This window comes from Cyanobium sp. Cruz-8D1, assembly GCF_024345975.1.
In the GTDB taxonomy this organism is placed as follows: domain Bacteria; phylum Cyanobacteriota; class Cyanobacteriia; order PCC-6307; family Cyanobiaceae; genus Cyanobium.
The window spans coordinates 1-26,746 of record NZ_JAGQCD010000026.1 but is presented as its reverse complement, the minus strand read 5'-3'; the positions used below and the strand labels follow the sequence as shown (position 1 = coordinate 26,746).

General features: G+C 67.0%; 25 protein-coding genes. 13 read left to right on the top strand and 12 right to left on the bottom strand.

The features are described from left to right. Together KBZ33_RS14850 and KBZ33_RS14845 are read left to right on the top strand one after the other, a co-directional pair. Window positions 1-414 (top strand): VOC family protein, encoded by a 414-nt coding sequence (locus KBZ33_RS14850; protein ID WP_254954060.1) that lies wholly within the window; start codon window positions 1-3, stop codon window positions 412-414. After that, a complete protein-coding gene (locus KBZ33_RS14845; protein ID WP_254954061.1) occupies window positions 411-2,840 on the top strand; it encodes an endonuclease MutS2 in 2,430 nt (809 codons plus the stop codon). The genes KBZ33_RS14850 and KBZ33_RS14845 overlap by 4 nt, the downstream gene beginning before the upstream one ends. Window positions 2,841-2,857: 17 nt before the next feature. Here the strand turns inward: KBZ33_RS14845 and KBZ33_RS14840 are convergent, their stop codons facing one another. After that, window positions 2,858-4,093 carry an ABC transporter ATP-binding protein gene (locus KBZ33_RS14840; protein ID WP_254954062.1) on the bottom strand — a complete coding sequence of 412 codons (1,236 nt, stop codon included), beginning with the start codon at window positions 4,091-4,093 and terminating at the stop codon, window positions 2,858-2,860. 64 nt (window positions 4,094-4,157) lie between these two features. Here KBZ33_RS14840 and cgtA point away from each other — a divergent pair, with 64 nt between their 5' ends. Next, window positions 4,158-5,150, top strand: a complete 993-nt coding sequence (cgtA, locus tag KBZ33_RS14835; protein ID WP_254954063.1) for an Obg family GTPase CgtA — start codon at window positions 4,158-4,160, stop codon at window positions 5,148-5,150. 9 nt (window positions 5,151-5,159) lie between these two features. On the opposite strand, the gene KBZ33_RS14830 is transcribed toward cgtA, so the two are convergent. The 4 genes from KBZ33_RS14830 to KBZ33_RS14815 form a co-directional block, all read right to left on the bottom strand. Beyond that, window positions 5,160-5,378 carry a Calvin cycle protein CP12 gene (locus KBZ33_RS14830; RefSeq protein ID WP_254954064.1) on the bottom strand — a complete coding sequence of 73 codons (219 nt, stop codon included), beginning with the start codon at window positions 5,376-5,378 and terminating at the stop codon, window positions 5,160-5,162. Window positions 5,379-5,488: 110 nt separating this feature from the next. Next, window positions 5,489-7,390 (bottom strand): ABC-F family ATP-binding cassette domain-containing protein, encoded by a 1,902-nt coding sequence (locus tag KBZ33_RS14825; RefSeq protein ID WP_254954065.1) that lies wholly within the window; start codon window positions 7,388-7,390, stop codon window positions 5,489-5,491. Then, on the bottom strand, window positions 7,387-8,061 hold the full coding sequence (locus KBZ33_RS14820) for a DUF2301 domain-containing membrane protein (protein WP_254954066.1): 675 nt from the start codon (window positions 8,059-8,061) through the stop codon (window positions 7,387-7,389). The genes KBZ33_RS14825 and KBZ33_RS14820 overlap by 4 nt, the downstream gene beginning before the upstream one ends. Beyond that, entirely contained in the window at window positions 8,058-9,053 is a 996-nt protein-coding gene (locus tag KBZ33_RS14815; protein WP_254954067.1) for a glutathione S-transferase C-terminal domain-containing protein, read from the bottom strand. The genes KBZ33_RS14820 and KBZ33_RS14815 overlap by 4 nt, the downstream gene beginning before the upstream one ends. 62 nt (window positions 9,054-9,115) lie before the next feature. Here KBZ33_RS14815 and KBZ33_RS14810 point away from each other — a divergent pair, with 62 nt between their 5' ends. Continuing rightward, a complete protein-coding gene (locus tag KBZ33_RS14810) occupies window positions 9,116-10,060 on the top strand; it encodes an aspartoacylase (RefSeq protein WP_254954084.1) in 945 nt (314 codons plus the stop codon). Here KBZ33_RS14810 and KBZ33_RS14805 read toward each other — a convergent pair. Then, entirely contained in the window at window positions 10,045-10,452 is a 408-nt protein-coding gene (locus KBZ33_RS14805; RefSeq protein WP_254954068.1) for a hypothetical protein, read from the bottom strand. The genes KBZ33_RS14810 and KBZ33_RS14805 overlap by 16 nt on opposite strands. 2 nt (window positions 10,453-10,454) lie before the next feature. Then, on the bottom strand, window positions 10,455-10,853 hold the full coding sequence (locus tag KBZ33_RS14800) for a hypothetical protein (RefSeq protein ID WP_255011826.1): 399 nt from the start codon (window positions 10,851-10,853) through the stop codon (window positions 10,455-10,457). Window positions 10,854-11,026: 173 nt separating this feature from the next. Here KBZ33_RS14800 and psbA point away from each other — a divergent pair, with 173 nt between their 5' ends. The 3 genes from psbA to KBZ33_RS14785 all read left to right on the top strand — a co-directional run bounded on the left by psbA (window position 11,027) and on the right by KBZ33_RS14785 (window position 13,955). Continuing rightward, complete coding sequence (gene psbA / locus KBZ33_RS14795) at window positions 11,027-12,106, top strand: photosystem II q(b) protein (RefSeq protein WP_015109068.1); 1,080 nt, start codon at window positions 11,027-11,029, stop codon at window positions 12,104-12,106. A 117-nt stretch (window positions 12,107-12,223) separates the two neighbouring features. Continuing rightward, window positions 12,224-13,171 carry an HAD family phosphatase gene (locus KBZ33_RS14790; RefSeq protein ID WP_254954070.1) on the top strand — a complete coding sequence of 316 codons (948 nt, stop codon included), beginning with the start codon at window positions 12,224-12,226 and terminating at the stop codon, window positions 13,169-13,171. A gap of 136 nt (window positions 13,172-13,307) precedes the next feature. Next, window positions 13,308-13,955 carry a pentapeptide repeat-containing protein gene (locus tag KBZ33_RS14785; protein WP_255011825.1) on the top strand — a complete coding sequence of 216 codons (648 nt, stop codon included), beginning with the start codon at window positions 13,308-13,310 and terminating at the stop codon, window positions 13,953-13,955. Here the strand turns inward: KBZ33_RS14785 and KBZ33_RS14780 are convergent. From KBZ33_RS14780 to KBZ33_RS14765, 4 genes are all read right to left on the bottom strand, one after another. Further along, on the bottom strand, window positions 13,889-14,170 hold the full coding sequence (locus tag KBZ33_RS14780) for a PilZ domain-containing protein (RefSeq protein WP_254954072.1): 282 nt from the start codon (window positions 14,168-14,170) through the stop codon (window positions 13,889-13,891). The two genes, KBZ33_RS14785 and KBZ33_RS14780, sit on opposite strands and share 67 nt — an antisense overlap. Window positions 14,171-14,993: 823 nt before the next feature. Continuing rightward, on the bottom strand, window positions 14,994-15,623 hold the full coding sequence (locus KBZ33_RS14775; RefSeq protein WP_254954074.1) for a DUF3598 family protein: 630 nt from the start codon (window positions 15,621-15,623) through the stop codon (window positions 14,994-14,996). A 57-nt stretch (window positions 15,624-15,680) separates the two neighbouring features. After that, window positions 15,681-16,946, bottom strand: a complete 1,266-nt coding sequence (gene arsJ / locus KBZ33_RS14770; RefSeq protein WP_254954075.1) for an organoarsenical effux MFS transporter ArsJ — start codon at window positions 16,944-16,946, stop codon at window positions 15,681-15,683. Continuing rightward, window positions 16,946-17,977, bottom strand: a complete 1,032-nt coding sequence (locus KBZ33_RS14765) for an ArsJ-associated glyceraldehyde-3-phosphate dehydrogenase (RefSeq protein ID WP_254954076.1) — start codon at window positions 17,975-17,977, stop codon at window positions 16,946-16,948. Before KBZ33_RS14765 ends, arsJ begins: the two co-directional genes overlap by 1 nt. Window positions 17,978-18,030: 53 nt before the next feature. Here KBZ33_RS14765 and KBZ33_RS14760 point away from each other — a divergent pair, with 53 nt between their 5' ends. From KBZ33_RS14760 to KBZ33_RS14740, 5 genes are all read left to right on the top strand, one after another. After that, window positions 18,031-18,384 carry a helix-turn-helix transcriptional regulator gene (locus tag KBZ33_RS14760; RefSeq protein WP_254954077.1) on the top strand — a complete coding sequence of 118 codons (354 nt, stop codon included), beginning with the start codon at window positions 18,031-18,033 and terminating at the stop codon, window positions 18,382-18,384. A 22-nt stretch (window positions 18,385-18,406) separates the two neighbouring features. Then, on the top strand, window positions 18,407-19,426 hold the full coding sequence (gene arsB, locus KBZ33_RS14755; protein WP_254954078.1) for an ACR3 family arsenite efflux transporter: 1,020 nt from the start codon (window positions 18,407-18,409) through the stop codon (window positions 19,424-19,426). 59 nt (window positions 19,427-19,485) lie between these two features. Beyond that, the gene (locus tag KBZ33_RS14750) at window positions 19,486-19,890 is read left to right on the top strand and encodes a YccF domain-containing protein (RefSeq protein ID WP_254954079.1); all 405 of its coding nucleotides are present in this window, start codon (window positions 19,486-19,488) and stop codon (window positions 19,888-19,890) included. A 336-nt stretch (window positions 19,891-20,226) separates the two neighbouring features. Beyond that, window positions 20,227-22,365, top strand: a complete 2,139-nt coding sequence (locus KBZ33_RS14745; RefSeq protein WP_254954080.1) for a cation:dicarboxylate symporter family transporter — start codon at window positions 20,227-20,229, stop codon at window positions 22,363-22,365. Between the two features lie 312 nt (window positions 22,366-22,677). Further along, complete coding sequence (locus KBZ33_RS14740) at window positions 22,678-25,245, top strand: inverse autotransporter beta domain-containing protein (RefSeq protein ID WP_255011824.1); 2,568 nt, start codon at window positions 22,678-22,680, stop codon at window positions 25,243-25,245. A 919-nt stretch (window positions 25,246-26,164) separates the two neighbouring features. On the opposite strand, the gene KBZ33_RS14735 is transcribed toward KBZ33_RS14740, so the two are convergent. Beyond that, on the bottom strand, window positions 26,165-26,383 hold the full coding sequence (locus tag KBZ33_RS14735) for a hypothetical protein (RefSeq protein ID WP_254954082.1): 219 nt from the start codon (window positions 26,381-26,383) through the stop codon (window positions 26,165-26,167). Between the two features lie 68 nt (window positions 26,384-26,451). Here KBZ33_RS14735 and KBZ33_RS14730 point away from each other — a divergent pair. Continuing rightward, a partial coding sequence (locus KBZ33_RS14730; RefSeq protein ID WP_254954083.1) for a transposase family protein occupies window positions 26,452-26,746 on the top strand: 295 nt, incomplete at its 3' end.

Sequence of the window (26,746 nt, the reverse complement as noted above, 5' to 3'; positions counted from 1 at the left end):
ATGACGCGTCTCGGCCACGTGGCGGTGCGGGTCCAGGACATGGAGCGTGCCAAGCACTTCTACGAAGGGCTGGGGCTGCGCCTGACCTGGGACGCCCACGACTGGGCCTACATGCAGTCGCCCGGCAACGGCGACGGCATCGCCCTGCTCAGCCCCACCTACACCGCCGCCGGCCCCCACTTCGCCTTCCACTTCAGCGACCGCGCCGAGGTGCAGGCGGTGCACGACCGGCTTGAGGCGGCGGGCCACCGGGTCGGACCGGTGCACGACCACCGCGACGGCACCGCTTCCTTCTACCTGCAGGATCCGGATGGCAACTGGCTGGAGATGCTCTACGAGCCCGCCGAAGGCATTCCCTCCAACGTCGGAGTCGCCGCCATCCCCGCTCCAACTTCCCTCGCGCCGGCTGGGTGAGCGAGATCCATCAGGACACGCTGGAGCTGCTGGAGTGGCCCCGTCTGGCCGCCCACCTGGCCGGCTTCGCCAGCACCGCCGCCGGCCGGCGCGATTGTGCCGGGCTCGGCCTGCCGGACCAGCCGGCCGAAAGCCGCCGTCTGCTGCTGGAAACCACCGAGCTGCTGGCCCTCGATGGCCTCAGTGAGGGCGGCCTCAGCCTGCAGGGGGCCGGGGACATCGCCGCCACCGTGGCCCTCTGCGCCAAGGGTGGCTGCGCCGGCGGCGAGGAGCTGCTGGCCGTGGCCGCCACCCTGGCCACCGCCCGGCGGCTGCGGCGTCAGATCGAGGACCCAGAACTGCGGCCGATCACCACGGCCCTGGTGGCCGAATTGCGCACCCTGCCGGAGCTGGAGCAGCGGCTGCACTTCTGTCTGGAGGAGGGCGGCCGGGTGGCGGATCGGGCCAGCGGCTCCTTGGAGGCGGTGCGGCGCCAGCTGCTGGGCCTGCGCGCTGAGCGGCGCGAGCGGCTGCAGGAGCTGGTGCGTCGCTACGCCTCCCTGCTCCAGGACACGGTGGTCAGCGAGCGCAGCGGCCGGCCGGTGCTGGCGGTCAAGGCCGGCGCCGCCGCCCAGGTGAGCGGCCTGGTGCACGACAGCTCCGCCTCCGGCAGCACGGTGTATGTGGAGCCCCAGGTGGTGATCCCCCTGGGCAACCGCATCCGTGATGCCGAGGGCCAGGAACGGGAGCAGGAGCGCCAGGTGCGCAGCGAACTCAGTGCCCTGGTGGGAGAGCAGGCTGAGCCGCTGGGCCATCTGCAGCAGGTGTTGGTGCGGCTCGATGCCGGCCTGGCCCGGGCCCGTTACGGACAGTGGCTGGGGGCTGTGCGGCCCGAGCTGGCCGAGACGGCCGACGCCCCGTTCGAGCTGCGGGAGCTGCGCCACCCCCTGCTGCTCTGGCAGGAGCGGCGCGAGGGCGGCCGGCCCGTGGTGCCCGTGAGCATCAGCGTGGGCCCCGAGCTGCGGGTGGTGGCGATCACGGGCCCCAACACCGGTGGCAAGACGGTGACCCTCAAAAGCCTCGGCCTGGCGGCCCTGATGGCCCGCGCCGGCCTGTTCCTGCCCTGCGGCGGCACCCCCCGGCTGCCCTGGTGCGGCCAGGTGCTGGCCGACATCGGCGACGAGCAGTCGCTGCAGCAGAACCTCTCCACCTTCAGCGGCCACATCCGCCGCATCGCCCGCATCCTGGCGGCCTTGGCGGACGGGGCCACCTTGGCCCAGGGTGCCGCGGCGCTGGTGCTGCTCGATGAGGTGGGGGCCGGCACCGATCCCACCGAAGGCAGCGCCCTGGCCGCTGCCCTGCTGCGCCACCTCGCCGATCGCGCCCGCCTCACCGTCGCCACCACCCACTTCGGCGAGCTCAAGGCGCTCAAGTACGCCGATTCCCGCTTCGAGAACGCCTCGGTGGCCTTCGACGTGGAGACCCTCTCGCCCACCTACCGGCTGCAGTGGGGCATCCCCGGCCGCAGCAACGCCCTGGCGATCGCCTCCCGCCTGGGCCTCGACCCTGCGGTGCTGGCGGCGGCCGCCGCCCAGCTGGAGCCCGGCGGTGAAGGCGACGTGAACCGGGTGATCGAGGGGCTGGAGCAGGAACGCCAGCGCCAGCAGGAGGCGGCCGAGGCGGCGGCGGTGCTGCTGGCCCGCACCGAGCTGCTGCACGAGGAACTGCTGCAGCGCTGGTCGCAGCAGAAGGAGCAGTCGGCGGAACTGCAGGAGCAGCGCCGCCAGCGGCTGGAGCTGTCGATCCGGGAGGGTCAGGGGGAGGTGCGGCGCCTGATCCGGCGGCTGCGCACGGTGGGTCAGGAGGTGCGCGTCGGCGGGCGGGTGGCGGGGGAAACGGCCCGCCAGGCCGGCCAGCGCCTGCGCCGGCTGGAGCAGCAGCACCGGCCCCTGCCGGAGCAGCGCGACCACGGCGGCTGGCGGCCCCGGGTGGGCGACCGCATCCGGCTGCTGGCCCTGGGCAAGGCCGCCGAGGTGCTGGCCATCTCGGCGGAGGGAACGGAGCTCACGGTGCGCTGCGGCGTGCTGCGGCTCACGGTGGCGCTGGCGGCGATCGAGGGACTGCACGGCGAGAAGCCGGCGCCACCCGAGCCGCCGCCCCAGGTGCGCATCCGCAGCCGTCGTTCCCCCGGCAGCCGCGGCCCGGACGTGCGCACCGAGGGGAACACGGTGGACGTGCGCGGCCTGCGGGTGCATGAGGCCGAGGCGGCGGTGGAAGAGCGCCTGCGGGGGGCCAACGGGCCGGTGTGGGTGATCCACGGCATCGGCACCGGCAAGCTCAAGCGGGGCCTGCGCGAGTGGCTCTCCGGCCTGGCCTGGGTGGAGCGGGTCAGCGATGCCGAGCAGGGGGATGGCGGCCCCGGCTGCAGCGTCATCTGGGTGAAGTGAGGCCCGGGCCGCGCCGCTCAGTGGCTGATGGGGGGCAGCTGGGGTTCCTTCCGCGCCGCTGGGGTCACCTCGGCCGGCAGCAGGGCGGCCCCGAGCCCGTCGAACAGGCGCCAGCCCGTGGGGTCAACGTCGAGGTGGACGGTCTGGCCGACGCTCACGCTCTGATCTGGTGTGGCCCGCACCAGCACCAGGTGGCTGCCCTCCAGCAGCCGGCAGGTGAGCAGTTGCTCGTTGCCCAGGGCCTCGCAGTGGCTCACCTCCGCGGCCAGGTTGCGGTTGGTGGCGGGGGCCAGCCGCAGGTGCTCGGGCCGCAGGCCGCCGGTGATCCGGTGGCCGATCCAGTTCCCCAGCAGGTCCGCCATCGGCCCCTCCACCGGGAAGCGCCGTTCCCCCAGCAGCAACTGGCTCGTGCTGGCCACCTCCACCGGCAGCAGGTTCATCGCCGGGCTGCCGATGAACTGGGCCACGAACAGGTTGGACGGCCACTGGTACAGCTGCATCGGCGTGCCCAGCTGCTGCAGCCGGCCCTCGTTGAGCACGGCGATGCGGTGGCCCATGGTCATCGCCTCCACCTGATCGTGGGTGACGTAAAGGGTGGTGGTGCCCAGGCGCCGCTGCAACTCCACGATCTGGGTGCGGGTGCCGGTGCGCAGCTTGGCGTCGAGGTTGCTGAGCGGTTCATCCATCAGGAACACCGCCGGCTGGCGGGCGATGGCCCGGCCCAGCGCCACCCGCTGCTTCTGGCCCCCGGAGAGCTCCTTGGGCCGGCGCTCCAGCAGCGGCTCCAGCTCCAGGGTGGCGGCCACCTCATCGATGCGCGCCGCGATGCGGCGCTCCCGCTCGGAATCGATCCGCAGGGCCGCTGGCAATCCGCGGCTGGCCCGGTGCAGGCTGTCCTGCAACTGCTGGCTCAGGCTGCGGTGGCGGCTGCGCCGCAGGCCGAAGCCGATGTTGTCGGCCACGCTCAGGTGCGGGTAGAGCGCGTAGCTCTGGAACACCATCGCCACATCCCGCTGGGCGGGCCGCAGGCGGCTCACGGGCCGCTCGCCCACGTAGATCTCGCCCGACGTGGTGGCCTCCAGGCCCGCCAGCAGCCGCAGCAGGGTGCTCTTGCCGCAGCCCGAGGGGCCCACCAGCACCAGGAATTCACCGTCCTTGATGTGCAGGTCGAGCTGGCGCAGCACTTCTACCGGGCTGCCGCCGCGACGGGGCGGGTAGGTCTTGCCGACCTTCTGGAAGCGGACCTCGGCCAAACAAGCGCTGCAACCGGGGGATCCTAGGGTTGTTCCTCATCAGAGCCCCGGCCGAAACCCTTCCTTGCAGTTCATCGATCAGGCCCGCATCGCCGTTCGCGCCGGCCGCGGCGGCGACGGCATCGTGGCCTTCCGTCGTGAGAAATACGTGCCCGCCGGGGGCCCCTCCGGCGGCGACGGGGGTCGCGGCGGAGACGTGCTGCTCGTGGCCGATTCCAACCTCCAGACCCTGCTGGATTTCAAGTACCGCCGCCTGTTCGCCGCCGATGACGGCCGGCGCGGCGGCCCGAACCGCTCCTCCGGAGCCAGCGCCTCCACCCTGACGATCCGGGTGCCGTGCGGCACGGAGGTGCGCGACTGCCGCACCGGCATCCTGCTGGGGGATCTCACCAACGCCGGCGAGGAGCTGCTGGTGGCGGCCGGTGGCCGGGGCGGGCTGGGCAACGCCCACTACCTCAGCAACCGCAACCGGGCCCCGGAAAAGTTCACCGAGGGCAAGGAGGGGGAGGAATGGAAGCTGCAGCTGGAGCTGAAACTGCTGGCCGAGGTGGGGATCATCGGCCTGCCCAACGCGGGCAAGAGCACCCTGATCGCCGTTCTCTCGGCTGCCCGGCCCAAGATCGCCGACTATCCCTTCACCACCTTGGTGCCCAACCTGGGCGTGGTGCGGCGGCCAAGCGGCGACGGCACCGTCTTCGCCGACATCCCCGGACTGATCGCCGGTGCAGCCCGCGGCGCCGGCCTGGGCCATGAATTCCTGCGCCACATCGAGCGCACCCGGCTGCTGCTGCATCTGGTCGATGCGGGCGGCGAGGACGTGCTCAGGGACCTGCTGGTGGTGGAGGAGGAGCTGGCCGCCTATGGCAACGGGCTCAGCGAGCGCCCCCGCCTGGTGGTGCTCAACAAGATGGAGCTGTGTGATGACGAGGAACTGGAGGAGCGGGTGGCCGCCATTGCCGCCCATACCGGCCAGCCCCCCCTCGTCATCTCCGCTGCCGCCTCCCAGGGTCTCCAAACCCTGCTGGCCGCCGTGTGGCAGCAGCTGGGCATCGTCTGACGCTGGGCCTCAGTCGTCGTAGACCCGACACTCGGGCGCTTCGGGGTTGAGGTCGCAGTACACCTCCAGGGGGCTGGGGTCGTGGCTGTCCTCGGGGTGGTGCTCCTTGTACTCGTTGAGGGCCTTGAGCTCCTCCTCGAGATGGCGCACCTTGCCGAGATTGCCGTCGGCCTTGGCCGACGCAATCTCGACCTTGTCCTTCTCGATGTGATCGTCGATCGTCTTCATGCAAAAACCGGCCTTCACGAGCCGGAACTCACCGGAGACACCATACGGTCGTGGCAGGGGCGCCGCCTTTTCCTGTGGGTTCCCGCACACCCTTGGTTGAGGCACCGGCTTCAGGTGGCCAGCTCGCTCAACGCCAGCCAGCGCTCCTCCGCCGCGTGGATCCGCTCCACCAGGGCCGCCAGCTCGTGGGTCAGCTCCTCCAGCCGGGCGTAGTCCGGGCCGCTGGGGGTCGCCAGGTGCTGCTCAAGTTCCTGGCGTTGCTGTTCGAGCTGGGGCAGCTCGGATTCGAGGCGCTCCAGCTCCCGGGCCTCCTTGAAGCTGCGCCGCCGGGGTCCTGCCGCCGCCGCCCTGGCCGCTGGCGTCGATCGCCCGGCGGCCAGGGCGGGGGCGGTGGCGGGGGCGGTGGCAGGGGCCCCTCGCTCCAGCCAGCTGGTGTAGTTGCCCTCGAAGCGCTCCAGCCGGCCGTCCTCGAAGTGGAACAGGCGGTCGACGGTGCGATCCAGGAACCAGCGGTCGTGGGAGACCACCACCACACAGCCGCGGAAATCGTCGAGGAACTCCTCCAGCACGCTCAGGGTGTGGACATCGAGGTCGTTGGTGGGTTCATCCAGCAGCAGCACGTTGGGGGCCTCGATCAGCAGCCGGCAGAGGTGCAGGCGCCGCCGCTCGCCCCCCGAAAGCTTCGCCACTGGTTGGTGCTGCTGGGCGGGGGGAAACAGGAAGCGCTCCAGCAGCTGGGACGCCGTCAGCTCCACCCCGTCCACCTGCACCCGGCTGGCGGCCTCCTGCACCACCTCGATCACCTTGCGCTTGCCGTCCTTGGCCAGCAGCACGTCGCTGTGCTGGTCGAAGTAGGCCAGCTTCACCGTGGACCCGAGCTCCAGCAGGCCTTCGCTGGGGGGGCGCCGTCCGGCGATCACCTCCAGCAGGCTGGATTTGCCGACCCCGTTGGGCCCGATGATCCCCACCCGGTCCTCGGGGCTGAAGTCGTAGCTGAAGTCCCGCAGCAGGGTGCGTTCGCCCACGGCCACCGCCAGCCCCTCGGCGGTGATCGCCCGTTTGCCGATGCGCCGGGCGGTGGCGGCCATGGCCAGGCTGGTGCGACCCTGACGGGCGGGCGCCTCCAGCAGGGCATCGATGCGTTGCAGCCGCGCCTTCTGCTTGGTGCTGCGGGCCTTGGGGCCCTGGCGCAACCAGGCCAGTTCCCGCCGCAGGGTGCCCTTGAGCTTGGCGGCGGAGGAGGCTTCGGCCTCCTCTTCGGCCGCCTTGAGGCCCAGGTAAGTGCCGTAGTTGCCCTCGTAGGGCCGGGCCTCGCCCCGCTCCACCGCCACGATCCGGCGGGTGACCCGATCCAGCAGGTAGCGGTCATGGGTGACGAGCACCAGGGCGCCGGCGAAGCGATCCAGGTAGCTCTGCAGCCACTCCACCCCCTCGGCATCAAGGTGGTTGGTGGGTTCATCCAGCAGCAGCACTTCCGGTTCGGCCACCAGGGCCGCCGCCAGGGCGACGCGGCGCCGGTTGCCGCCGGAGAGTTCGCCGATCGTGCGCTCCTGGTGGGCCGCGTCGATGCCCAGGCGCTCCAGCACCTCCCGGCAGCGGCGCTCCAGGTCCCAGGCCTGGCAACCGTCCATGCGGTGCTGCAGGGCGCTCAGGCGGGCCAGCAACGGGCCATCCTCGGTGCCGCTGGCCAGCTGGTGGCTCACGACGGTGTACTCCCGCAGCAGGGCCATGGCTTCGCCATCCCCGGCGAACACCTGCTCCAGCACGGTCAGCGAGGGATCCAGGCGGGGCTCCTGGTCGAGCAGCACCACCCGGGTGCGGGAATGGCAGCGCCGCTCGCCCCGATCGAGCGGTTCGAGACCCGCCAGCACCCGCAGCAGGGTGCTCTTGCCGGCGCCGTTGGGGCCGATCAGCCCCAGCCGGTCGCGCTCGCCCACATGCAGGTCGAGATCGGAGAACAGGCTGCGCAGGCCGAAGTCCTTGGCGGCCCCCACCAGGCTGATGGCGCTCATGGGGTGTCGCCGTTCTGGCCCAGGCCCAGGCGCTGCTGCTCCAGATGGGCGAAGACGCTCTTGTCGCCCACATCAGCGGCCGCCGGCATGGGGAACTTGCGCAGGCAGAGCACCAGCAGCAGCAGGGCTTCGGCGGCCAGCAGGCTGGCGGTCGTGGCCGTGCTCAGCACACCGGCCAGGCGCCCGAGCAGGGCCAGGGGCAGCAGCAGGGTGACGCCGATCGCCTCCGGGCGCTGGAAGCAGAAGAACTCCTTGAAGCCGATGCCGGCCAGGGCGGCGAAGAAGGGCCCCACCGCCAGGATCCACAGGGGTTGCTGCGCCAGGGCGGGGAGCATCTGGTCGGGGCCGGCCCGCAGGGCCAGCAGCAGCCCGCCCAGGCAACCGGCCAGCCAGAACAGCTGCAGGGCCCGGTGCAGGGGACGCAGGTAGATGTGGATCCAGCGCAGGGCCAGCCCGAGGCCGGCCGCCATCACCAGCAACCAGGGCCAGAGCCGGTCGGGGCCGAGCTGGCGCCACTGGGCCAGCAGGGCCAGCTGGCCCAGGGCCACGGCCGTGAGGGCCAGCCGGTAGCCCAGCACCTCGCGGCGGTCGGTGGCGGTGATGCTGAACGTGCCGTAGACCCCTTCGAAGACGGGGTCGGTGCCATCCGGGGGTGCCAGGGTGCTGCTCATCGGGTGGGGGCGCCGGGGGCGGCAGGGGGCGGGCTCGCCACCAGTGTGGCCAGGTCCGGTCCCGCCGGAACGATGCCGGAGGGGTGCAGGGGGAACAGGGCCCCGAAGTAGTCGCGGCGCCAGGCCGTCGGGAAGCAGGTGGCCGCCACCCCCTCCAGGCCATGGAAGCGTCGCCGCCAGTCCCACAGCCGGGGCAGTTGCCACAGGGGCCGGCGGCTGCAGCCGAACAGCGGCGCATAGACCAGTTCCATCCGGATCAGGGTGGGAAACAACACCACGTCCGCCAGGCTGGGCTGGGTTCCGCCGCAGAGCCAGCCGCTGCCAGCCTCCCCCTGGGCCACGAGGCTGGCCTCGACGGCCTCCAGGGCGGCGAACAGGGCCGTTTCCGCTTCGTTGTAGGCCGCCTGGTTGCGGGCGAAGCCGCAGCGGTACACCCCGTCGTTCACGTCCCCCTGCAGCCGCTCCCGCCAGGCGGCGATGGCGGCTTGATCCTCCGGGGGCTGCAGATCCGGGGCCTCACCAGACGCGGGCCAGGCGTTGAGCAGCTCGATCAGGCGGGCGCTCTCGCTGACCAGGATCTGCTTCTGGCGTCGGGAATAGAGGGCCGGCACGGTGGCCCGGGCGCGGGGATCGGCGCCGCTGCGGCGGTAGAGGTCGATCAGGGTGTGGCAGCCCTCAAAGGGGGTGGCGAAGCGCCAGCGGCCGGCGGCCGGATCGGGATCCACCACCACCGTGTCGATCGTGGGCGCCAGGCCGCGCAGGCTCCAGGTGAGCCAGGCCCGATGGGCCCAGGGGCAGCTGCGGCCCACGATCAAGACGTGGCCGCCGGGGTTCGCGGCGTCCTGCGGCAGTGGCGGCAGGCTGGTGAAGGCCCCGGCCGGCCGGCGGTAGCGGCCCTGGCCGTCGGCGGGGCCGAGCCCGCCCATCAGCAGACGCCACTGGCACTGCCAGAGCTGCCGAGCGGTGCGCACCAGGGTGGCGGGCGGGGCCATGGACATCAGTGCAGTGCAGCCATGACTCTGCGCCAGGCTGGAGCCCTGTGAGCGAGCAGGCGATGGCGGCGGGCAGGGTGATGGTGGTGGGGGGGACCCACGGCAACGAGCGCAACGCACCCTGGCTGCTGGAGGCCTGGCGGCAGCACCCGGCACTGCTGCAGCGCCATGGCCTCGCTCTGGAGCTGGTGCTGGGCAACCCCGCCGCCCACGCCGCCGGCCGGCGCTATCTGGACCAGGACCTCAACCGCAGCTTCGTGCCGGCCCTGCTGGACGCTGACGAACCGGGGGACCGGGAGCTGCAACGGGCGCGGGAGTTGCTGGCCCTTCATGGGCCCGAAGGCAGCGCCCCCTGCCTGGTGGCCCTCGACCTGCACAGCACCACCGCCGCCATGGGCAATTGCCTGGTGGTGTATGGCCGGCGGCCGGCCGATCTGGCCCTGGCGGCGGCGATGCAGCAGCGCCTGGGGCTGCCGATCTACCTGCACGAACAGGATCAGGTCCAGACCGGCTATCTGGTGGAACGCTGGCCTTGCGGGCTGGTGGTGGAGGTGGGCCCGGTGCCCCAGGGCGTGATCCAGGCCAGCCTCTGTCTGCAGAGTCAGCTGGCCCTGGAGGCGGCCCTGGCGGTGCTGGCGGAGGCTCGGGCCGGAGCCTTGCGCCAGCCGGCCTGGCTGGTGGTGCATCGCCACCAGGGCAGCCTCGATCTGCCGCGCCATGGCGATGGTTCCCCGGCGGCGGTGGTGCACCCCCAGCGACAGGGTCGCGATTGGCGGCCGATCGGCGCTGGCGAGCCCCTGTTCCTCACGGCGGAGGGCACCACGATTCCCTTCCACCCCTCGGGGGATCAGGTGGAGGAGCCCGTCTGGGCCGTGTTCATCAACGAGGCGGCCTATGGCGAGAAGGGCATCGCCCTCAGCCTCACGCGCCGGGAACGTTGGCCCGTGGCGCCCGCCTGGGGCCAGGCGCTGACGGACCTGGCCCAGAACCTTCAGAGTCCAGGCTGAACCTGGGGCTGCGACCGGGGCGGGCCGTTGTAGAGCACGCTCACGACGGTGCGACCATCCGGGGAGACGAGAATCTCGCTTTCCACGGTCGGCGGCTGGCCGAGCTGGGCCCAGCCGGGGCCGCCACCGTAGAAGCGGAACAGGTGACCTTCGGCGTCGGAGCGCACCAGGCAGTCGCCGCCACTGCGTTCGTACATGCAGGCAGCGGGCCGGTAGACACCGAGACCGCCGTTGATCACCTCGGCCCGCATGCGGGCCAGGTTGACGGCGCGGCCGCGCTGGAAGGCCAATTCCTGGGTGGTCTGGGAGAGGACGGGGGCGTTAGGCGCCAGGGGGGTGGCCAGCAGCAGGGCCAGGCAGCCCAACAGGGGTCGCAGACGGGTGGAGGGCATGGTCAGCCGCAAACGAGGGTGGTCTGTTCCTTGGTGCAGGGGAGATCGGTCTTGCTGCCGTCGGCCCAGTAGATCCGCAACCGGTCGTCCTCGGTGTCAGTGCGCAGGGTCAGCGACTTGACCACGCCGGCCGGGGGCTTGCCGGCCGGGTCGGCGGTGTCGGGGCGCAGGTTGGCCTTGTTCAGCCGCTGCTCGAGCTGCTGGATCTGCAACTCAAGCTGATCGATGCGGCGGCTATCGGCATTGGGCACGGCCTGGCAACCCGCCGCCAACAGCGGCAGGACCAGCAGGGCAGGGGACAGCCGGCGCAGGCGGGAGCCGGCACGACGCGGTGGCTGGGGGGAGAGCGACGAACGCGAGACCATCGGCGGGCGGGCGTGATGACCGGTGCAACTCACCATCTAGCAGCGGCAGGGCGGGGCAGGCCAAAAAGGAAGCTCAGCTTTTCTTCATGAAGGGCCACTCAGAAGCTGCAACAGTCTGTTACAGTCTGGTCAAGCGATTCGTCGCTCTTCCTTACGCCCACGGCCAGCGCAGCTGCGCTTGCGCCTGACGGCACTCTTCTCTCGCACTCATGACCGCCACTCTCCAGCAGCGCTCCGGCGCTTCGGTGTGGAACCAGTTCTGTGAGTGGGTCACCTCCACCAACAACCGCCTCTATGTGGGTTGGTTCGGTGTGCTGATGATCCCCACCCTGCTGGCCGCCACCATCTGCTTCATCGTCGCCTTCATCGCGGCGCCCCCTGTCGACATCGACGGCATCCGTGAGCCCGTCGCCGGCTCCCTGATGTACGGCAACAACATCATCTCCGGCGCCGTTGTTCCTTCGAGCAACGCCATCGGCCTGCACTTCTACCCCATCTGGGAAGCCGCCAGCCTCGATGAGTGGCTGTACAACGGTGGTCCTTACCAGCTGGTGGTCTTCCACTTCCTGATCGGCGTTTTCGCCTACATGGGCCGCGAGTGGGAGCTTTCCTACCGCCTCGGCATGCGCCCCTGGATCTGCGTTGCCTACTCCGCCCCCGTGGCGGCTGCCAGCGCCGTGTTCCTGATCTATCCCTTCGGTCAAGGCTCCTTCTCCGACGGCATGCCCCTCGGCATCAGCGGCACCTTCAACTACATGCTGGTGTTCCAGGCTGAGCACAACATCCTGATGCACCCCTTCCACATGCTTGGTGTGGCAGGCGTGTTCGGTGGCTCCCTGTTCTCCGCGATGCACGGTTCGCTGGTGACCTCCTCCCTGGTGCGTGAAACCACCGAGAGCGAGTCGCAGAACTACGGCTATAAGTTCGGCCAAGAGGAAGAGACCTACAACATCGTGGCCGCCCACGGTTACTTCGGTCGCCTGATCTTCCAGTACGCCTCGTTCAACAACAGCCGCAGCCTGCACTTCTTCCTGGCAGCCTGGCCTGTGATCGGCATCTGGTTCACCGCCCTGGGCGTGAGCACGATGGCCTTCAACCTGAACGGTTTCAACTTCAACCAGTCGATCCTCGACGGTCAGGGCCGGGTGATCAACACCTGGGCCGACGTGCTCAACCGTGCCGGCCTCGGCATGGAAGTGATGCACGAGCGCAATGCGCACAACTTCCCGCTCGACCTGGCGGCTGCCAGCGCCACCCCTGTGGCCCTGACCGCCCCGGCCATCGGCTGATCTTGCTCTTCCACGAGTCCATGACCCCCTGCTCCGGCAGGGGGTTTTTTGATGGTTGTCCGCCGCAGCCATCACGTGCTGCCGCTGCAGAATCGAGCCATGCACACCTTGCCTGCCATGACAGCTGACGCTGGCCATGACCCCTTGCCCTCCTGGCGGGAGGGCGCGCTCAAGACCAACCTGCTCGCCTTCGTCGAGCGCGTCAGTGACCCTGGCAGCCCCGACTTCGTGGCGCCGCAGGAGCGGATTGCCGTGTTCGACAACGACGGCACGCTCTGGTCCGAGCAGCCGATGTATGCGCAGATGGCCTTTGCCCTGGATCGGGCCCGCCAGTTGGTGGCGGAGCGCAGCGACCTGGCCCGCGATCCGCTGGTGGCCGCGGCGGCGGCCGAAGACATGGACACCCTGCTGGGCCAGGGCATGCGGGGCCTGCTGGAGTTGGTGGCTCACACCCATGCTGGGATGACCACTGCGGCGTTCGCGGACCTGGCCCGCGATTGGTTGCGCGACGCCCGCCATCCGCAACTGGGTGTGCCCTACACCTGGCTTGTGTACCAGCCGATGCTGGAGCTGCTGGCTTACCTGCGGGCCAGGGAGTTCAGCAACTGGATCGTGACCGGCGGTGGTGGCGAGTTCGTGCGGCTGTTCGCCGAAGAGATCTATGGCATTCCCCCGGATCGGGTGATCGGCTCGACCTTGCTGTTGCGCTACGCCGACGAGAACGGCCAGCCCACCCTGTGGCGCGAGCCCGTGGTCGACTTCATCAACGATGGTGACGGCAAACCGGTGGCCGTGCAGCGGGCCATCGGTCGCCGCCCGATCGCGGCTTTTGGCAATTCCGATGGCGACCTGGCACTGCTTCGCTGGACCACCGCCGGTCCGGGGCGGCGGCTGGGGTTGCTGCTGCACCACGATGATTCCGAGCGGGAGGTGGCCTACGACAGGAACTCCCGCTTCGGTCGGCTGGATCGGGGGCTGGAGCTGGCAGCGCAGAATGGCTGGAGCCTGGTCAGCCTGCGCCGTGACTGGAGCCAGGTGTTTCCCGCTTCCCCTGCCAAGCCGTGACCCTTCGATGACCAGGCGTCCTCCCACCTCCACCTGGCACGACCGCCAGCGGCAGCGGCGCGCTTCGCCCTTCTTCCGTCTGCTGGACCGTTCCTTCGGTTTCCGGGTCCTGATCGCAGCCGCCCTCTCCTTTGGCTTGCTGGCCGCCGTCAACCGTTTCGAGAACTGTCACGATCCCTCGTCGCAACCCGATTGCCTGACCACCGACTTTCTGGACATCATCAGCATCGGCAATGTCGAGTCGTTCAGTATTATTACGGCCGCGATTGTTTACCTTCTCGAAGCGGGCAAGCGCAAAGAGTGGGAGCACCATGAAATGTTCGAACTCCTGCTCGCCCAGCGCGAGGCAAGGGCGTCCAACAGCCTCGGCCGCTTGAGGGCTCTGGAACATCTCTCTGCCGCCGGACTCTGGCAGGACGATTTCGATCTGCAGGGGGCCAATCTTGAGGGTCTCAGAATTCCATTCAGCCGTTGGCGGGGGGCAAACTTCGCCAACACGGTGCTGTGCCAAGCCGATCTCCATGGCGCTGATCTGGCCAGGGCTGATTTCAGCCATGCCGATCTCACCGGCGCCGATCTCAGTGGTGCCGATCTTCGGGCCGCCAGCTTTGTGGGCGCCAAGCTGAGCCTGGCGGATCTCCGAGGCGCCAAAGTCGATGGGGCCAGTTTCCGGGAGGCTGAACTGAACCAGACACGCTGTGACGGGCCGCTTCCCGCTCAGCAGACAAGCCTGGTCAGGGATTCCGCCGACAGCGACGAACTGATGAAAGAAAGGCCCACGTAGGTCCAGAATCCAGTGGCCCTCACCCAGCGCACCTTGCAGCGGAGTTTGATCGTCGCACCGGAGTCGTAATTCCGGGCCTCGAAGATGACGTCATCGTCCTTCTTGACCTCAAGAGTGCCTTGACGCAGCACGCAGGCTCCCTTCTCGCTGACGTCGCGGAGATTGACGAACACCGACTGCTTTGTGGGCAGGGTGAGGCTGACGGAGACGCCCACGGGGACATGAAGCCTTGGGGTGCTTCGTTTTCCCTCGGGATGTTGGTCTTGGGACATGAATGGCGCGACAGGTCATCGCCGTGGAGCGATTTACGAGCCTTTGTCAACTGTAGGCCTGGTTTTTCCCTTGGCCACCGCCTGATTTCGGTGGATTTCTGAGCCGGCCCGGCTGAAGCGGCGCCAAGACCGGCTATGGTTTTTATCTTCGGCAGAAGCCGGCGAACCTGGTGTTCGCCTTTGCCGGAGCCAGCACCGAGCCGCCCCGCGCTTCCTGGGGACGGTCCACCAGGTCCAGCAACGGCTGCCGTGTGCGATTCCCCGCGTGGGAACGGCAGCCTCCCGGTGCGAGATCCATATCCCCTTGTTGTCCTTTCCCATGAACACCCTTTCCAGGCGTCCGTCGCCCTCGACACGTCCCAGTTCGTCCCCCGCCGTCTCCGGCAGGGGCACTGCCTATCCCAGTTGCCTGCTGGTGGCCAGGCCACCGCTCCATGACCCATCCCAGCACCCCCTCACCTGGGAGGACCTGCTCGGTCGCCGCTGAAGCTCCGGCTCTGATTGGCCCTCAATCGTCGTCGTCACCCCAGCCACGGCGCTTTTCCACCCCGTAGCCGAACACCGGCGGCGTGCCCTGGTAGCGGAGGCTGATTGGCCCGGCGTAGCCCGGTTGGCCCAGCTGCTGGGTCAGGGAGTTCTGGGCTGGGCCGGGGCCTAGACGATGCCGGCGCCACAGACCACCACCAGGGCGGCATGGAGCAGGCGGATGACTCAGCGCTGACAGGGGTGGGGGGGCACCTGGGACCGGACGTGACTAGTCGGCGCGTCATCGGTCCGCAGCAAGGGGCTCCAGCAGGCCGTAGGGGGAGTAGCGGCGTTCGATCCGACAGCGAACATCGGCGTCGACCTGCCAGGTGAGCGAGACCTGCACGGGCCCCGGCGGGGTGGGGGGATGAACGATCACCACCTCGACGTTCTCGTCCAGGCACCAGCGGCTGGCCGCTGCGCTGTCCGCCTCGACGGCCTGCAGGCTGGCGACCAACGGGGTGGCGGGGCCTGCTTCGGTGACGCCCGGCCGCCATTCCCTGGCGTAGGTGAGGCTCTCCAGGGCGTCGACGCCATGGCGCAGCACGATCCGGCGGCGGCGGTCGCCATGGGCGACGCACAATTCGGCGATCCAGGGCCAGGGACCGGTCCGATCGATGCCCAGGCTCCAGTGGCCGGCGGCGCTGATCTGCATGGCCGCTGGCGGCTCGTTGAAGCGCATCGGCACGGTGCGCCCGGAGTTGAGGTAGGTAAGGGCGGCTTCGATGCTGCCGTCCTGGTCGGTGACGAGCAGGCGGGTGGGGAACCGTTCGATCTCGCGGCCATCGGGGCCCAGGCGAACGAACAGGCCCTCCCAGCAGCCGCCGTTCACCTCCAGCAACCTCTGGCGGGGTGGGGTACTCAATGGCATGGCAGGCAAGGGAGAGGAACCCCAGCATGGCGACACCATTCGTGCCCTCGGAGCTGATCAGGTGATGGCCAGGGGTTGGCTCTGGGCTTGCCGGGGCGGCTGCGGCAGCCTCAGGCTCACCAGGGCCGCCAGTCCCACCAACAGGGCTGAGGCCCAGAGGCAGGCCTGGATCCCGCCGACCAGGAACAGGGCGCCCGAAAGCAGGGTGCCCACCAGGCGGCCAGCGGCGTTGGCCATGTAGTAGAAGCCCACGTTGAGGCTCACCGCATCGGCATCGGTGTACGCCAGCACCATGTAGCTGTGGATCGAGGAATTCATGGCGAACACCACCCCGAACACGGCCAGTCCCACCACCACCGTGAGCCCGGGGTTGCCCACCTCGCGCCAGAGGGTGATCGCCATCAGGGCGGGGATGGCGGTGAGCAGGGCGGCCCAGAACTGCACGGCGCTGGGCCCTGGCGGTCGGGACTGACCCCAGGCCTGGCGCAGGCTCGGCGCCGACCCCTGCACGATGCCGTAGCCGATCACCCACAGGCCCATGAAGCCGCCCACCTCCCAGAAGCGCCAGCCCAGGCTGGATTGCAGGAACACGGGCAGGGCCACCACGAACCACACGTCGCGGGCACCGAACAGGAAGAAGCGGGCCAGGGAGAGCACGTTGATGCCCTCGCTCTTGGAGAACAGCGCCTTGAAGGCCGGCTTGCTCTTCATCCTGCCGATGTCCTGCGGCAACAGCAGCGTCACCAGAAAAGCCAGCGCCAACCAGGCCGCCATCACGATCACGGCTTTGTTGAACCCCACCGTGTAGAGCAGCAGGCCGCCCACGAAGAAACCCAGGCCCTTGAGGCCATTCTTGGCGCCGGTAAGGATGGCCACCCAGCGGAACAGCTGCTGCTCCCCCCTGGCCTGATCCTCTGGGGTTTCCGGCACCACCACCCGGATGGCGCTCTTGGCGCTCATCTTCTCCAGGTCCTTGGCGATACCGCTGATCGCCTGGGCCCCCATCACCCACCCCACCGACAACGCCTTGGGCCAGGTGTCGGCCACCGGCACCAGCAGGAGCAGGGCCGCGATCTGCAGCAAGGTGCCGATCCAGAGGGTGAGCTTCAGGCCGAAGCGGGCCCCCAGCCAGCCGCCGTAGAGGTTGGTGAGAATCCCGAAGAACTCATAGAAGATGAACAGGAAGGCGATCTCCAGCGTGGTGTAACCCAACTGCAGGAAGTGGAACACCACGAGCATGCGCAGCGCCCCATCGGTCACCGTGAACGCCCAGTTGTTGGCGGTGATGATGGCGTACTGCTGCAGGGGGGACAGCGTGCGCATCACGTCTCCTCCAGGCTGGCCACATGGCAGGCCAGATCAGCCATCCGGCAGCTATAGCCCCATTCGTTGTCGTACCAGGCGAACACCTTCAGCTGGGTGCCGCCCGTCACCATCGTGGAGAGGGCATCCACGATCGAACTGCGGCTGTCGTTGAGATAGTCGACCGACACCAGGGGCCGCTCCTCATAGCCGAGGATGCCCAGCAGGGGGCCTGCCGCCGCCGCGGCGAAGGCGCCATTCACCTCCTCCACGGTCACGGGGCGCTCCAGCTCGAACACCGCGTCGGTGAGTGAGGCATTGAGCAGGGGCACGCGCACGGCGTGGCCGTTGAGCTTGCCCTGCAGCTCCGGAAAGATCAGGCCGATGGCCTTGGCCGAGCCCGTGGTGGTGGGAATCAGGCTCTGCAGGCAGGAGCGGGCCCGGCGCAGATCGCTCTTGAAGCTGTCGATCACCACCTGGGTGTTGGTGATGTTGTGCAGGGTGGTGATCGAGCCATGGCGGATGCCGAAGCTCTCCTGCACCACTTTCACCACCGGCGCCAGGCAGTTGGTGGTGCAGGAGGCGGCGGTGAGGATCCGATGCCGCTCAGGGCTGTAGGTGGCGTGGTTGATGCCGAAGACGATGTTGGGCACCTCGACGCCGTCCAGCTCCCCTTTCACGGGGCAGGCCACGATCACCCGCCGTACGCCGGCCTGCTGCAGGTAGGGGGCGAGGGTCCCGGGGGTCTTGACCTTGCCGCTGCACTCGAGCACCAGCTCCACCCCCGCCACCTGCCAGGGCACCTCGGCCGGATGGCTGAACGTCGACCAACCCACCCGGCGCCCCTCGACCGTGAAACCCCCGCCGTCGGCCTCGGCCAGCACTGGCCGGCTCCAGCGACCATGCACCGAGTCGAACTCCAGCAGGTGGGCGGCGGTGGCGGCGTCACCACCGCTGTCGTTGACGTGCACCAGCTCGATGCCGGGCCGCCCCCAGAGGGCGCGGAACACCAGCCGTCCGATGCGTCCGAAGCCGTTGATGCCGATCTTCACAGCGCCTGCCGCGACATCGCCCTATCGTCACATCAGCCGGAGTTGATGGATTTATGGCCGGGTTAAGGACAGCCCGCTCTGGGTCGGCGCTCTGCGAGCCGCCCCCCCTGCAGCCCGAGCAGGCGCGCCTGCTGCTGCGGGCCCTGGCCGATCCGATTCGCCTGCAGGTGATCGAGGCCCTGGGCGATGGGGAGCGCTGCGTCTGCGACCTCACCAGTGAGCTGGCCCTGGCCCAGTCGAAGCTGTCGTTCCACCTCAAGGTGCTCAAGGACACGGGCCTGCTGGCCGACCGTCAGAGCGGCCGCTGGGTGTACTACCGCCTGCAGCCCGACGCCCTGGAGCGCCTGCGGGCCTGGCTCGCCACCCTGGCGGCCAGCTGTATCGCCCCGGCCCCACCCTGCTCCTGATCCCTCCACCAAGCGAGTCCCGATGGGAATCTTCGAGCGCTTTCTGAGCCTGTGGGTCGCCCTGGCGATCGTGGCCGGTGTGGCCCTTGGCGCCTTGATGCCCCAGCTTTCCGAGGCCGTGGCGGCGTTTGAATTCGCCCGCATCAACCTGCTGATCGCCCTGCTGGTGTGGGGAATGATCTTTCCGATGATGCTGGCGGTGGACTTTGGCTCCATCGCCGGCCTGCGGCGCCAGCCGAAGGGATTGGTGGTCACGGTGGTCGTGAACTGGCTGATCAAGCCGCTGACGATGACGGCCATCGCCTGGCTGTTCATCCGCGGCCTGTTCGGCGCCTGGATTCCGGCCGCCGTGGGTGATCAGTACATCGCCGGCATGATCCTGCTGGGTGTGGCGCCCTGCACCGCCATGGTGTTCGTGTGGAGCCGGCTCAGCAACGGCGATCCCAACTACACCCTGGCCCAGGTGGCGATCAACGACCTGATCATGGTGTTTGCGTTCGCGCCGATCGCCGCCCTGCTGCTGGGGGTGAGCAATGTGCTCGTTCCCTGGGACACCCTGGTGACGGCGGTGGGCCTGTTTGTGGTGGTGCCCCTGGCGGCCGGCTGGCTGACCCGGGTGCTGCTGCGTTCCCCCACCCGGATCGAACGCCTGGAGCAGCGGCTCAAGCCGGTGGCGATCGTGAGCCTGATCGTCACGGTGCTGCTGCTGTTCATGGTGCAGGCCCAGGCGATCCTCTCCAACCCGCTGGCGATCGTGCTGATCGCCATCCCCCTGACCCTGCAGACCTACCTGATCTTCTGGATCACGGCCCTGTGGATGCGCTTCTGGCACCAGCCCCACGCCATCGCCGCCCCCGGTGCCATGATCGGTGCCTCCAATTTCTTTGAGCTGGCCGTGGCCGTGGCCATCAGCCTGTTCGGCATCGATTCCGGAGCGGCCTTGGCCACCGTGGTGGGTGTGCTGGTGGAGGTTCCGGTGATGTTGTCGCTGGTGGCGATCGCCAACCGCAACCGGCGCCTGTTTCCTGCGGCCGTGTCCTGAACGGACGGGGATGGGGCGCTCCTTGCCGCCATGCTGGAGACAGCACCGGCCCTCCCCCCATGCTGCGTTTCCTGCTCAACGTCCTCTGGTTCGTGCTCGGGGGCTTTGTGATGGGCCTGGGCTGGTGGCTGGCTGGCCTGGTGGCGGCGATCACGATCGTGGGGATTCCCTGGGCCCGGGCCTGCTTCGTGATCGGCAATTTCTCCTTCTGGCCGTTCGGTTACGAGGCCGTCAGCCGTCGCGAGCTGACCGGCCGCATGGATTTCGGCACCGGCCCTTTGGGGCTGATTGGCAACGTGATCTGGTTCCTGCTGGCCGGCTGGTGGCTGGCCATTGGCCATCTCAGTGCGGCGGTGGCCTGTTTTGTGACGATCATCGGCATCCCCTTCGGCCTCCAGCACATCAAGCTGGCCCTGATTGCCCTGGCTCCGATCGGTCTGCAGGTGGTGCCGGTGCGGCGCTGAAAGAGCGATCAGGTTCAGGGAGCGGAAGCCGTTCAGCACCAGATGGGTGAGGTCCGAAACCTGGCTGGTTCTACGGGTGGGCGACGGCCCCGGGCAGCTGCCGCACCAGCGAGCAACAAGCCGATCGGCAGCAGGGCAAAGAGCTCGCGCAGCACGCCATCCGCTCGCGACGATTTCTTGCTTTGCCAGGCGGGAGGCGGACGCCAAGGCGGCCTGAATCTCTCAGTGGAGCGGCTGCGCGGGTGATCGGAAGAACAGCCAGAGGGGAGGAAGGGCAGAGCGGAGAATGGCAGACGATTGCACGCACCGGCCTTGATACCGTCCGTTCCAGCCTTTTTGGGTCGTCTCTGGCCCAGGCAGATCGGCAACCAATGCCTGCTGCTGCTGGCCGCTGGCATCCTGTTTGGTCTGCTTGCGCCGGCCCAGACCCCTTGGCTGCAACCGCTGGCGACGGTGTTTTTGCAGGCCTCACAGATCGTGGTGATGCCATTTCTGATCTGCGAGCTGATCGTCGGGTTTGGGCGGCTGCGCGAGGGATCACTCAGCGAACTGGCGAGCAGGGGCGGGGTGGTGCTCCTTGGGCTCTGGCTGGCCGCATCGTTGCTGGTGGTGGGGTTGCCCCTGTTTCTGCCGCCCCTGGTGACCTCAGAGTTCTTTCACGCCGGTCTGTTTGAAACCAGTGAGACCGCCGACCTGCTCACCACCTATCTGCCCGACAACATCTTTGGAGCCCTGGCTGCGGACAACTTTCCCGCCGTGGTGTTGTTCAGTTGCCTGCTGGGCATTCTGCTGCAGGGGATCGATCGCCGCGAAGATCTGCTCAATCCCCTGGCGGTGATGCGCACGGTATTCGGCAAGCTGAATAAGCTTGTCGTCCGTCTGATTCCCTTCGGTATTTTTGCACTCATCGCACTCAATGTATCCAGGCTAGACTTGCAGCAGTTGATCCGGATTCAGGGTTTCTTTCTGATCAGTCTGATCGCTTTCTTGGTCTTGAGTTTCGGCTGTGCCATGGCGGTCTTGGCCTTGACACCCTTGAGCCCCATGGCCCTCTGGCGGATTGTGCGGGGCCCCTTGGCCCTCACGGCCAGCAGTGCCAATCTGCTGATCTCGCTGCCGATGCTGGTGAGCAATCTGCAGGAGCAGTTACCCGCCCAGCTGAATCAGCAGGCCAGGCCGGATCTGGCCGCTGAGAGGCGTGATGAGCTGGCACCGTTGGTGTCGCTTGGCTTTGCCCTGCCCAACCTGGGCCAGGTCGCCAGCTTGATCTTCATTCCCTTCTCCGCCTGGTATGTGGACCGGGCCCTGGAGCCCGCCACCACCGCCCGCATGTTGCTGAGCGCGATTCCAGCGTCGGTCTCGGGGCTCAAGGCGGTGATCCGGCAGGAATTGCTGCATCTCGGGTTGCCGATCGACCTGCTGCAGCTTGTGTACATCAATGGTGAATGGCTTTACAGGATCGAGAAGGTGCTCTCCCTCGAGGGCTTGGTGGTACTGGCGGTGCTCGTTTATGCCCGTGGCGTAGGAGCGTGGAGACCGCGGCCGCTGCTGGTGCTGGGCAGTTTCGGTGCGGCCTTGGCCCTGGCCTTTGGCCTGGGCTGGGGTAGCCGCCTCGGCCTGGCGGCAGCCCTGGAGAATTCTTACCGTAATGATGACCGTTTGCTGGCCCTCGCCACGGCGCGTAGCGGCGGGCAGCCCCAGGAGCTGCAGGGCGTACAGCCAGCCCAACCCGTCAGCTTGGAGGCCATCCGGGCCCGTGCTCTCTTGCGGGTGGGCTTGCGCCAGGACGGCCTGCCCTGGGCCTTTCGCAACCAGGCCGGCAAGATTGTGGGCTTTGACGTGGACCTGCTGAAAAGCCTGGCCTCCAACCTGGGAGTGCGACTACAGGTTCAGGTGGCACCGATGGCCCAACTGGAGCAATGGCTCGCGGATGACAGGATCGATCTCGTGGCCGGTGGCATCCAGACGAGCCCACGCCATGCGATTCGCCACGAGCTCAGCATCGGCTACCTTCCGGTGCACTTGGCCCTGGTTGTGGCCGACCGAAAGGTCAAGGAACTGCAGCGCGGATTCACACACTCCCAGGAGCACACAGTGACCCTGGCCGTGCGTGATGCCGCCATGATCAGCCCCGGCCTCCAGGACCAAATCGCAAAGTATCTCGGTGACGGTCATCGGCGTGCCAAGGTGGAGTTGATCCCAATTGAATCCAAGCAAGATTTCTTTTCAACAGCAGGCCAGAGGAAGTTTGATGGTCTACTCACAACGGCTGAGTCGGGAGCCGCCTGGGCCGTGTTGTATCCCCGCACGTCATTGATCACTCCCTTCAGCGACGATCTGAGCAGCGAATTGGTGCTCTTGATTGGTGGTCAGGATGCCACCCTACGCCGCTACCTTAACGGCTGGCTCTCCCGCGAAAGGGCTCAAGGCCGCATCGACGAACTCTTCAATTATTGGATCTTGCTCAAGGATTGAAAGCCCAAGATCTACGCCCATACCGGACTGCCGTCGGTGATGCACTCAAGGTGGACGAGGAGTTCCAGGAGTGCCCATAGGCATAGGCCTTGAGCGGATCCAGCGACAGCGGTGGCACAGTTCACGCTCCAGTGGCGGACCTTGCTTGTAGCCTGCTCGTCAGGGATGGGCTGTAGAAGCAGATGAAGAATCAGAACCACCTAAAATAGCTTGTGCAAAAACCGTCGTGTTGATTCCAACGTTGTGGGAATCGTTAATGACATGGCAATAAGCTTGTATCGGCTATGTTTTAAACGAATTATATCCATCATCATGCCGTTCCTGCAGCCTAAGGCCCACCAGCCACAAGCCCTAACGGCTTCCGCTTTGATGGGCGGCCTGGTCGTGGCGGCGGTGGCGGTCTGTGGCGACGGCTTGGCAAAACCGATGGCGTCCATACCGCGGGTGGAAGCCACCGGAGGTCTGGTGTTCCAGAGCCAGGGTGGTGGCACCCCCAACACCATCACGGGCTATCTCTTTGCGCCCCTGAGCCAGGGAGAGCGAGGCCAAGTGTTGTTTTTGGATGTGGCGGCAAACATGAACCTTGGCGGAGCACTTGGCCCAGGATCTGATGTGTCCGCTGGCTTCAGTACGCGCCTTGGCTATCGCTGGCTCAGTGGTGATCAGCGCTGGATGTATGGCTTCAGCGCCGGTGTTGACACGCGCCAGGCGTATAACGACTATGTCTTTCAGGCGGGCGTTGGGGCCGAGGCCCTTAGCCGCAACGTGGAACTGCGTTTCAACGGCTACATCCCCTTCTCCAACCAAGCCGATCAGTACCGGACCGGTTACAGCAATGCTTCACTGCGCAACAACCAGTTGATCGTCGATGGCTGGAATCGCTATGTGGTGTCGCTGGGTGGAGTGAATCTTGAGGCCGGCATCCCGGTCGCCCGCTGGAAGAACGAAAGCCTCTGGCTCTACGCCTCCTATTACTACCTTAACGGCGACTATGTGAATGCCAGCTCAGGGGTCCGCGGGCGCGGTGAACTGCGCATCGGCAATCAGCTGGCTCTGGGTGCCACGATTTCCTACGACTCGATCTTCAAAACCCAGGCCACGGGGTACCTGCGCTATGGCGCCAAACCATTGGCGGGCAGCGCGACTGACGCGGTGGATGCCGCCGAGCGCAACTTCTTGGCCTTGCGCGGGTTGCCGATGCAACGGGAGACCTCTCTGCGCTTGGTTTCGGCGCAGCAGAACTTGCCAGACAGCGTGGCCACCAATCCAGGCAATTTCGACGCGAGCTGGGTCGTGCGCTGCTCCGGCACTACCACCAACACCGGCACGGCTCAAGTGAGCTGCGTCAATCCGAGCCTTGATGCGTTGCTGGCGGCGGCCGGTCCCGGAGATGTGCTGTTGGTGGGCGGTGGCGCCAGTTCCGACCTGGGCGGCAGAATCCTGCGCCTCGCGGCGGGCACCAGCCTCACCGGCAGCGGCAATGCGCCCACCCTGACCACGCAATTCGGCCCTGTGAATCTTAATCCGGTGTTCGGCGCAAGGGTGGGGGCGCAGCCCTCCGTCAGCAACGGCATCATCAGCATTGGCAGCAATACCACCATTGCGGGTTTGAGCTTCACCAATAGCTCAATTACCAATTACAGTACCCGCAATGTGCTGATCGCCGACAATATCTTTACAGGCTCCTACACCGACAGGCCGACAGACCTGGCAACGGCCCAGGCCTTTGGCGCCATCAACGTGTCGGCCAATGCGCTGCCAGCCATTCAGCTGGACGGTGTTGACAACCTTGTGATCTCCAACAACACCTTCCTGTATCCACAGGTTCAGACCTACCAATCACAGCTGGGAACGCTTGATGGGGGAGGCATGGCTCCAGTCTGCAATCAGAACGGAGTCAACACCAGTGGCCTTTGTCTCAGCGGTAACGCCATCCGGCTCAACAACAGCACGAATGCCGTCATCTCAGGAAACACGGTGATCGGTGCTCTTGATGAAGCCTTCCGAATCAATAATCCCTCAGGCACCTTGCTGATCGACAGAAATACCATCTCCAACATGCGCATGGGTCCTGACAGCAACATCGGCACGGCCATCATCATTGGCCAGAATCAGGGCACCAGCACTGTGACCATCAGCAACAACTCAATCAGTAACAACAGCCCTGGTGTTTATCCGATTGTCGCATCCCCCACTCAGGATGGTGTCGCCGTAGCCTCAGCCAGTAATCAGAAGCTCAACAACATTGACCCGATTGAGGTTGGCCTTTGCCGCGGTAGTGCCAGTTATCCGCGTGCTCAAGACCTGTATGCCGATCCGAACTTCTCGGGCAATTGCAGTGGACCCACCACGATGAATGTCTCTATCATCGGCAATACCATCAGCTTGCCTTCCATCTCCGGCGGAATCAGGCAAGACGGCGACGGAATCGACTTCAACATCGGTAGCAACAGTATCCTGCGTGCCAATGTCTCCGGAAACACTGTTTTGACCCTCGGCGGCAGCAGGGGTGGAGATAATGGCATCACCTTCGATATTCGCGGCAAAGCCGACGCCAGGGTCACCATCGCCGACAACAAGATTAATGACGTTGGTGACGAGGCTATCGACCTCGGCTTCACCAACACGGTCAGCAATAACCAGCCTGGATTTGCTGAATTCACTTTGTCGGGCAACAGCTTCAGTGGCAGCACAAAAGGCCTGCTCAATATCGGCCTGATCAAGAACCCCGGCATCCCAGTCTCCAGCTTCTTCGTCACGGGCCAAGGCAACAACGCCAGTCAGGTGGGGGCTGTCAAGCCTGACCCTCAGAAGTTCAACACCGGCAGCTTCCCCAACCTTTATCTCAATGGCTCGCTTTTCCTCCAACCTTCGCCATGAGCCAGCCCCATCCGTCGTGATCTAGCTGTTCTGGACAGGAGCCAGCCACTGGGATCGAGCGCAGAGCCTTGGTTGCAGCGCGTCTGAAATCGGGGTGAAACTCTGGCGGTGGCTGGCCGTTGCAACGGGGTCCTGACGTGTCTTGGCCGATGCGAGTCACAGCTCAGATGGCCAGTCCGGACGGCTCCAAAGCCGAGATCCCCGCTTGTTTCCATCAACGCCCCCTGATGGATTCGAACCATCGACCGGCTGCTTAGAAGGCATGGCTAAATTCTAGTGGTTGACTGGGTTTTCGCTCGCTCTTGCCGGCCATTCGCGCACGGTTTCGCGCAACCCTGCCCAAGCAAGTGGGGCCCGTTCTGCGCGAATCCTGCGGCTGGCGGCAGTTGGGGCATCCGCTCCCTGCCTGAGCATGAGTTAGTAAAGCCCGCTGGGAACTGGCTCGAACGGCGCTGGCATCAATGCCTTGTTTCACCGCAGGGCTCCGGTCGGCCGCGGCCGTCCTCCGCTCCGGGGCCGGTGATGGGGGGGCTCAGCTGCTCTCCCGCGGCTGCGGTGGATCGGCAAGCTTTCAGCCAGGAGGGGCCTGGAGTGAGGCCAGAGGCAAGCGCGCGCGACTGCGCGGCCATGTGTTCATTTAAGGCTGACTATGAGTCTTCCGTTGATTACCTGCCGAGCCGTCAGCGTACGGCGCTGCTTTGCGTAGGTCCATTGCCCCGCAGTCAATTTGCAGGGTCTGGAATGCGTTTGTACTAGTAGATTAAGGGCTGCGCCAAAGGCCCCGAGCCCATCGCCTGCGGCAACGTCATCCCCTGATCTGGCCATCACTGCCGTGTTCGCATCAGCGGCATGATGCCCCGGTCAGTTGTCCCTCAAGGCAGCTGATTTTATGGTTGTTTGTCATTCATCCGGGCCAGATTCAGGCCCTGCCCGCTCGCTTGTGATCGCAGCCGGCGGCGGCCGTCATCTGGCCTGGCCCGACCAGCGGGTGGCGGCTGAGCTCCTCGCCCGCAGCGCCGGGTGGTCTGTCCATCGGCTGTTCCATGGCGGAGCCCGCGGCGCCGATGCCGCCATCGCCCGCGCCGCCCATCAGCTGGGCTGGCCGGCTCTTGCTCTGCCTGCCGCAGGGCTGATTCAAAGTGTGTCACAAGCGCGCTGGTCTGAGCTGCCAGCGTTGGGTTCGCTGAGCGAGCTTGCTCCTTCTCTGTGCGCGAAACCGGCTCTGCTGCAACCGATCTAGATCTGATCAGCTTCCTCAAGGCGATCCCCGACGTGCGGATGCGGCGTGGGATTCGTATCCCCGCCTGGTATCTGCTGCTGGTGGCCGTGCTGGGCATCCTGAGCGGTTGCGAAAGCTTGAGGGATCTGGAGCGGTTCGCACGGCGCCACCATGCGGTACTTGGTGAGCAGCTGGGGCTGGCACTGCGGCGGCCACCTTCGGATTCAGCGTTTCGCTACTTCTTCCTGCAGGTGGACGTGGTGGCCCTCTGCGCTGCCATCC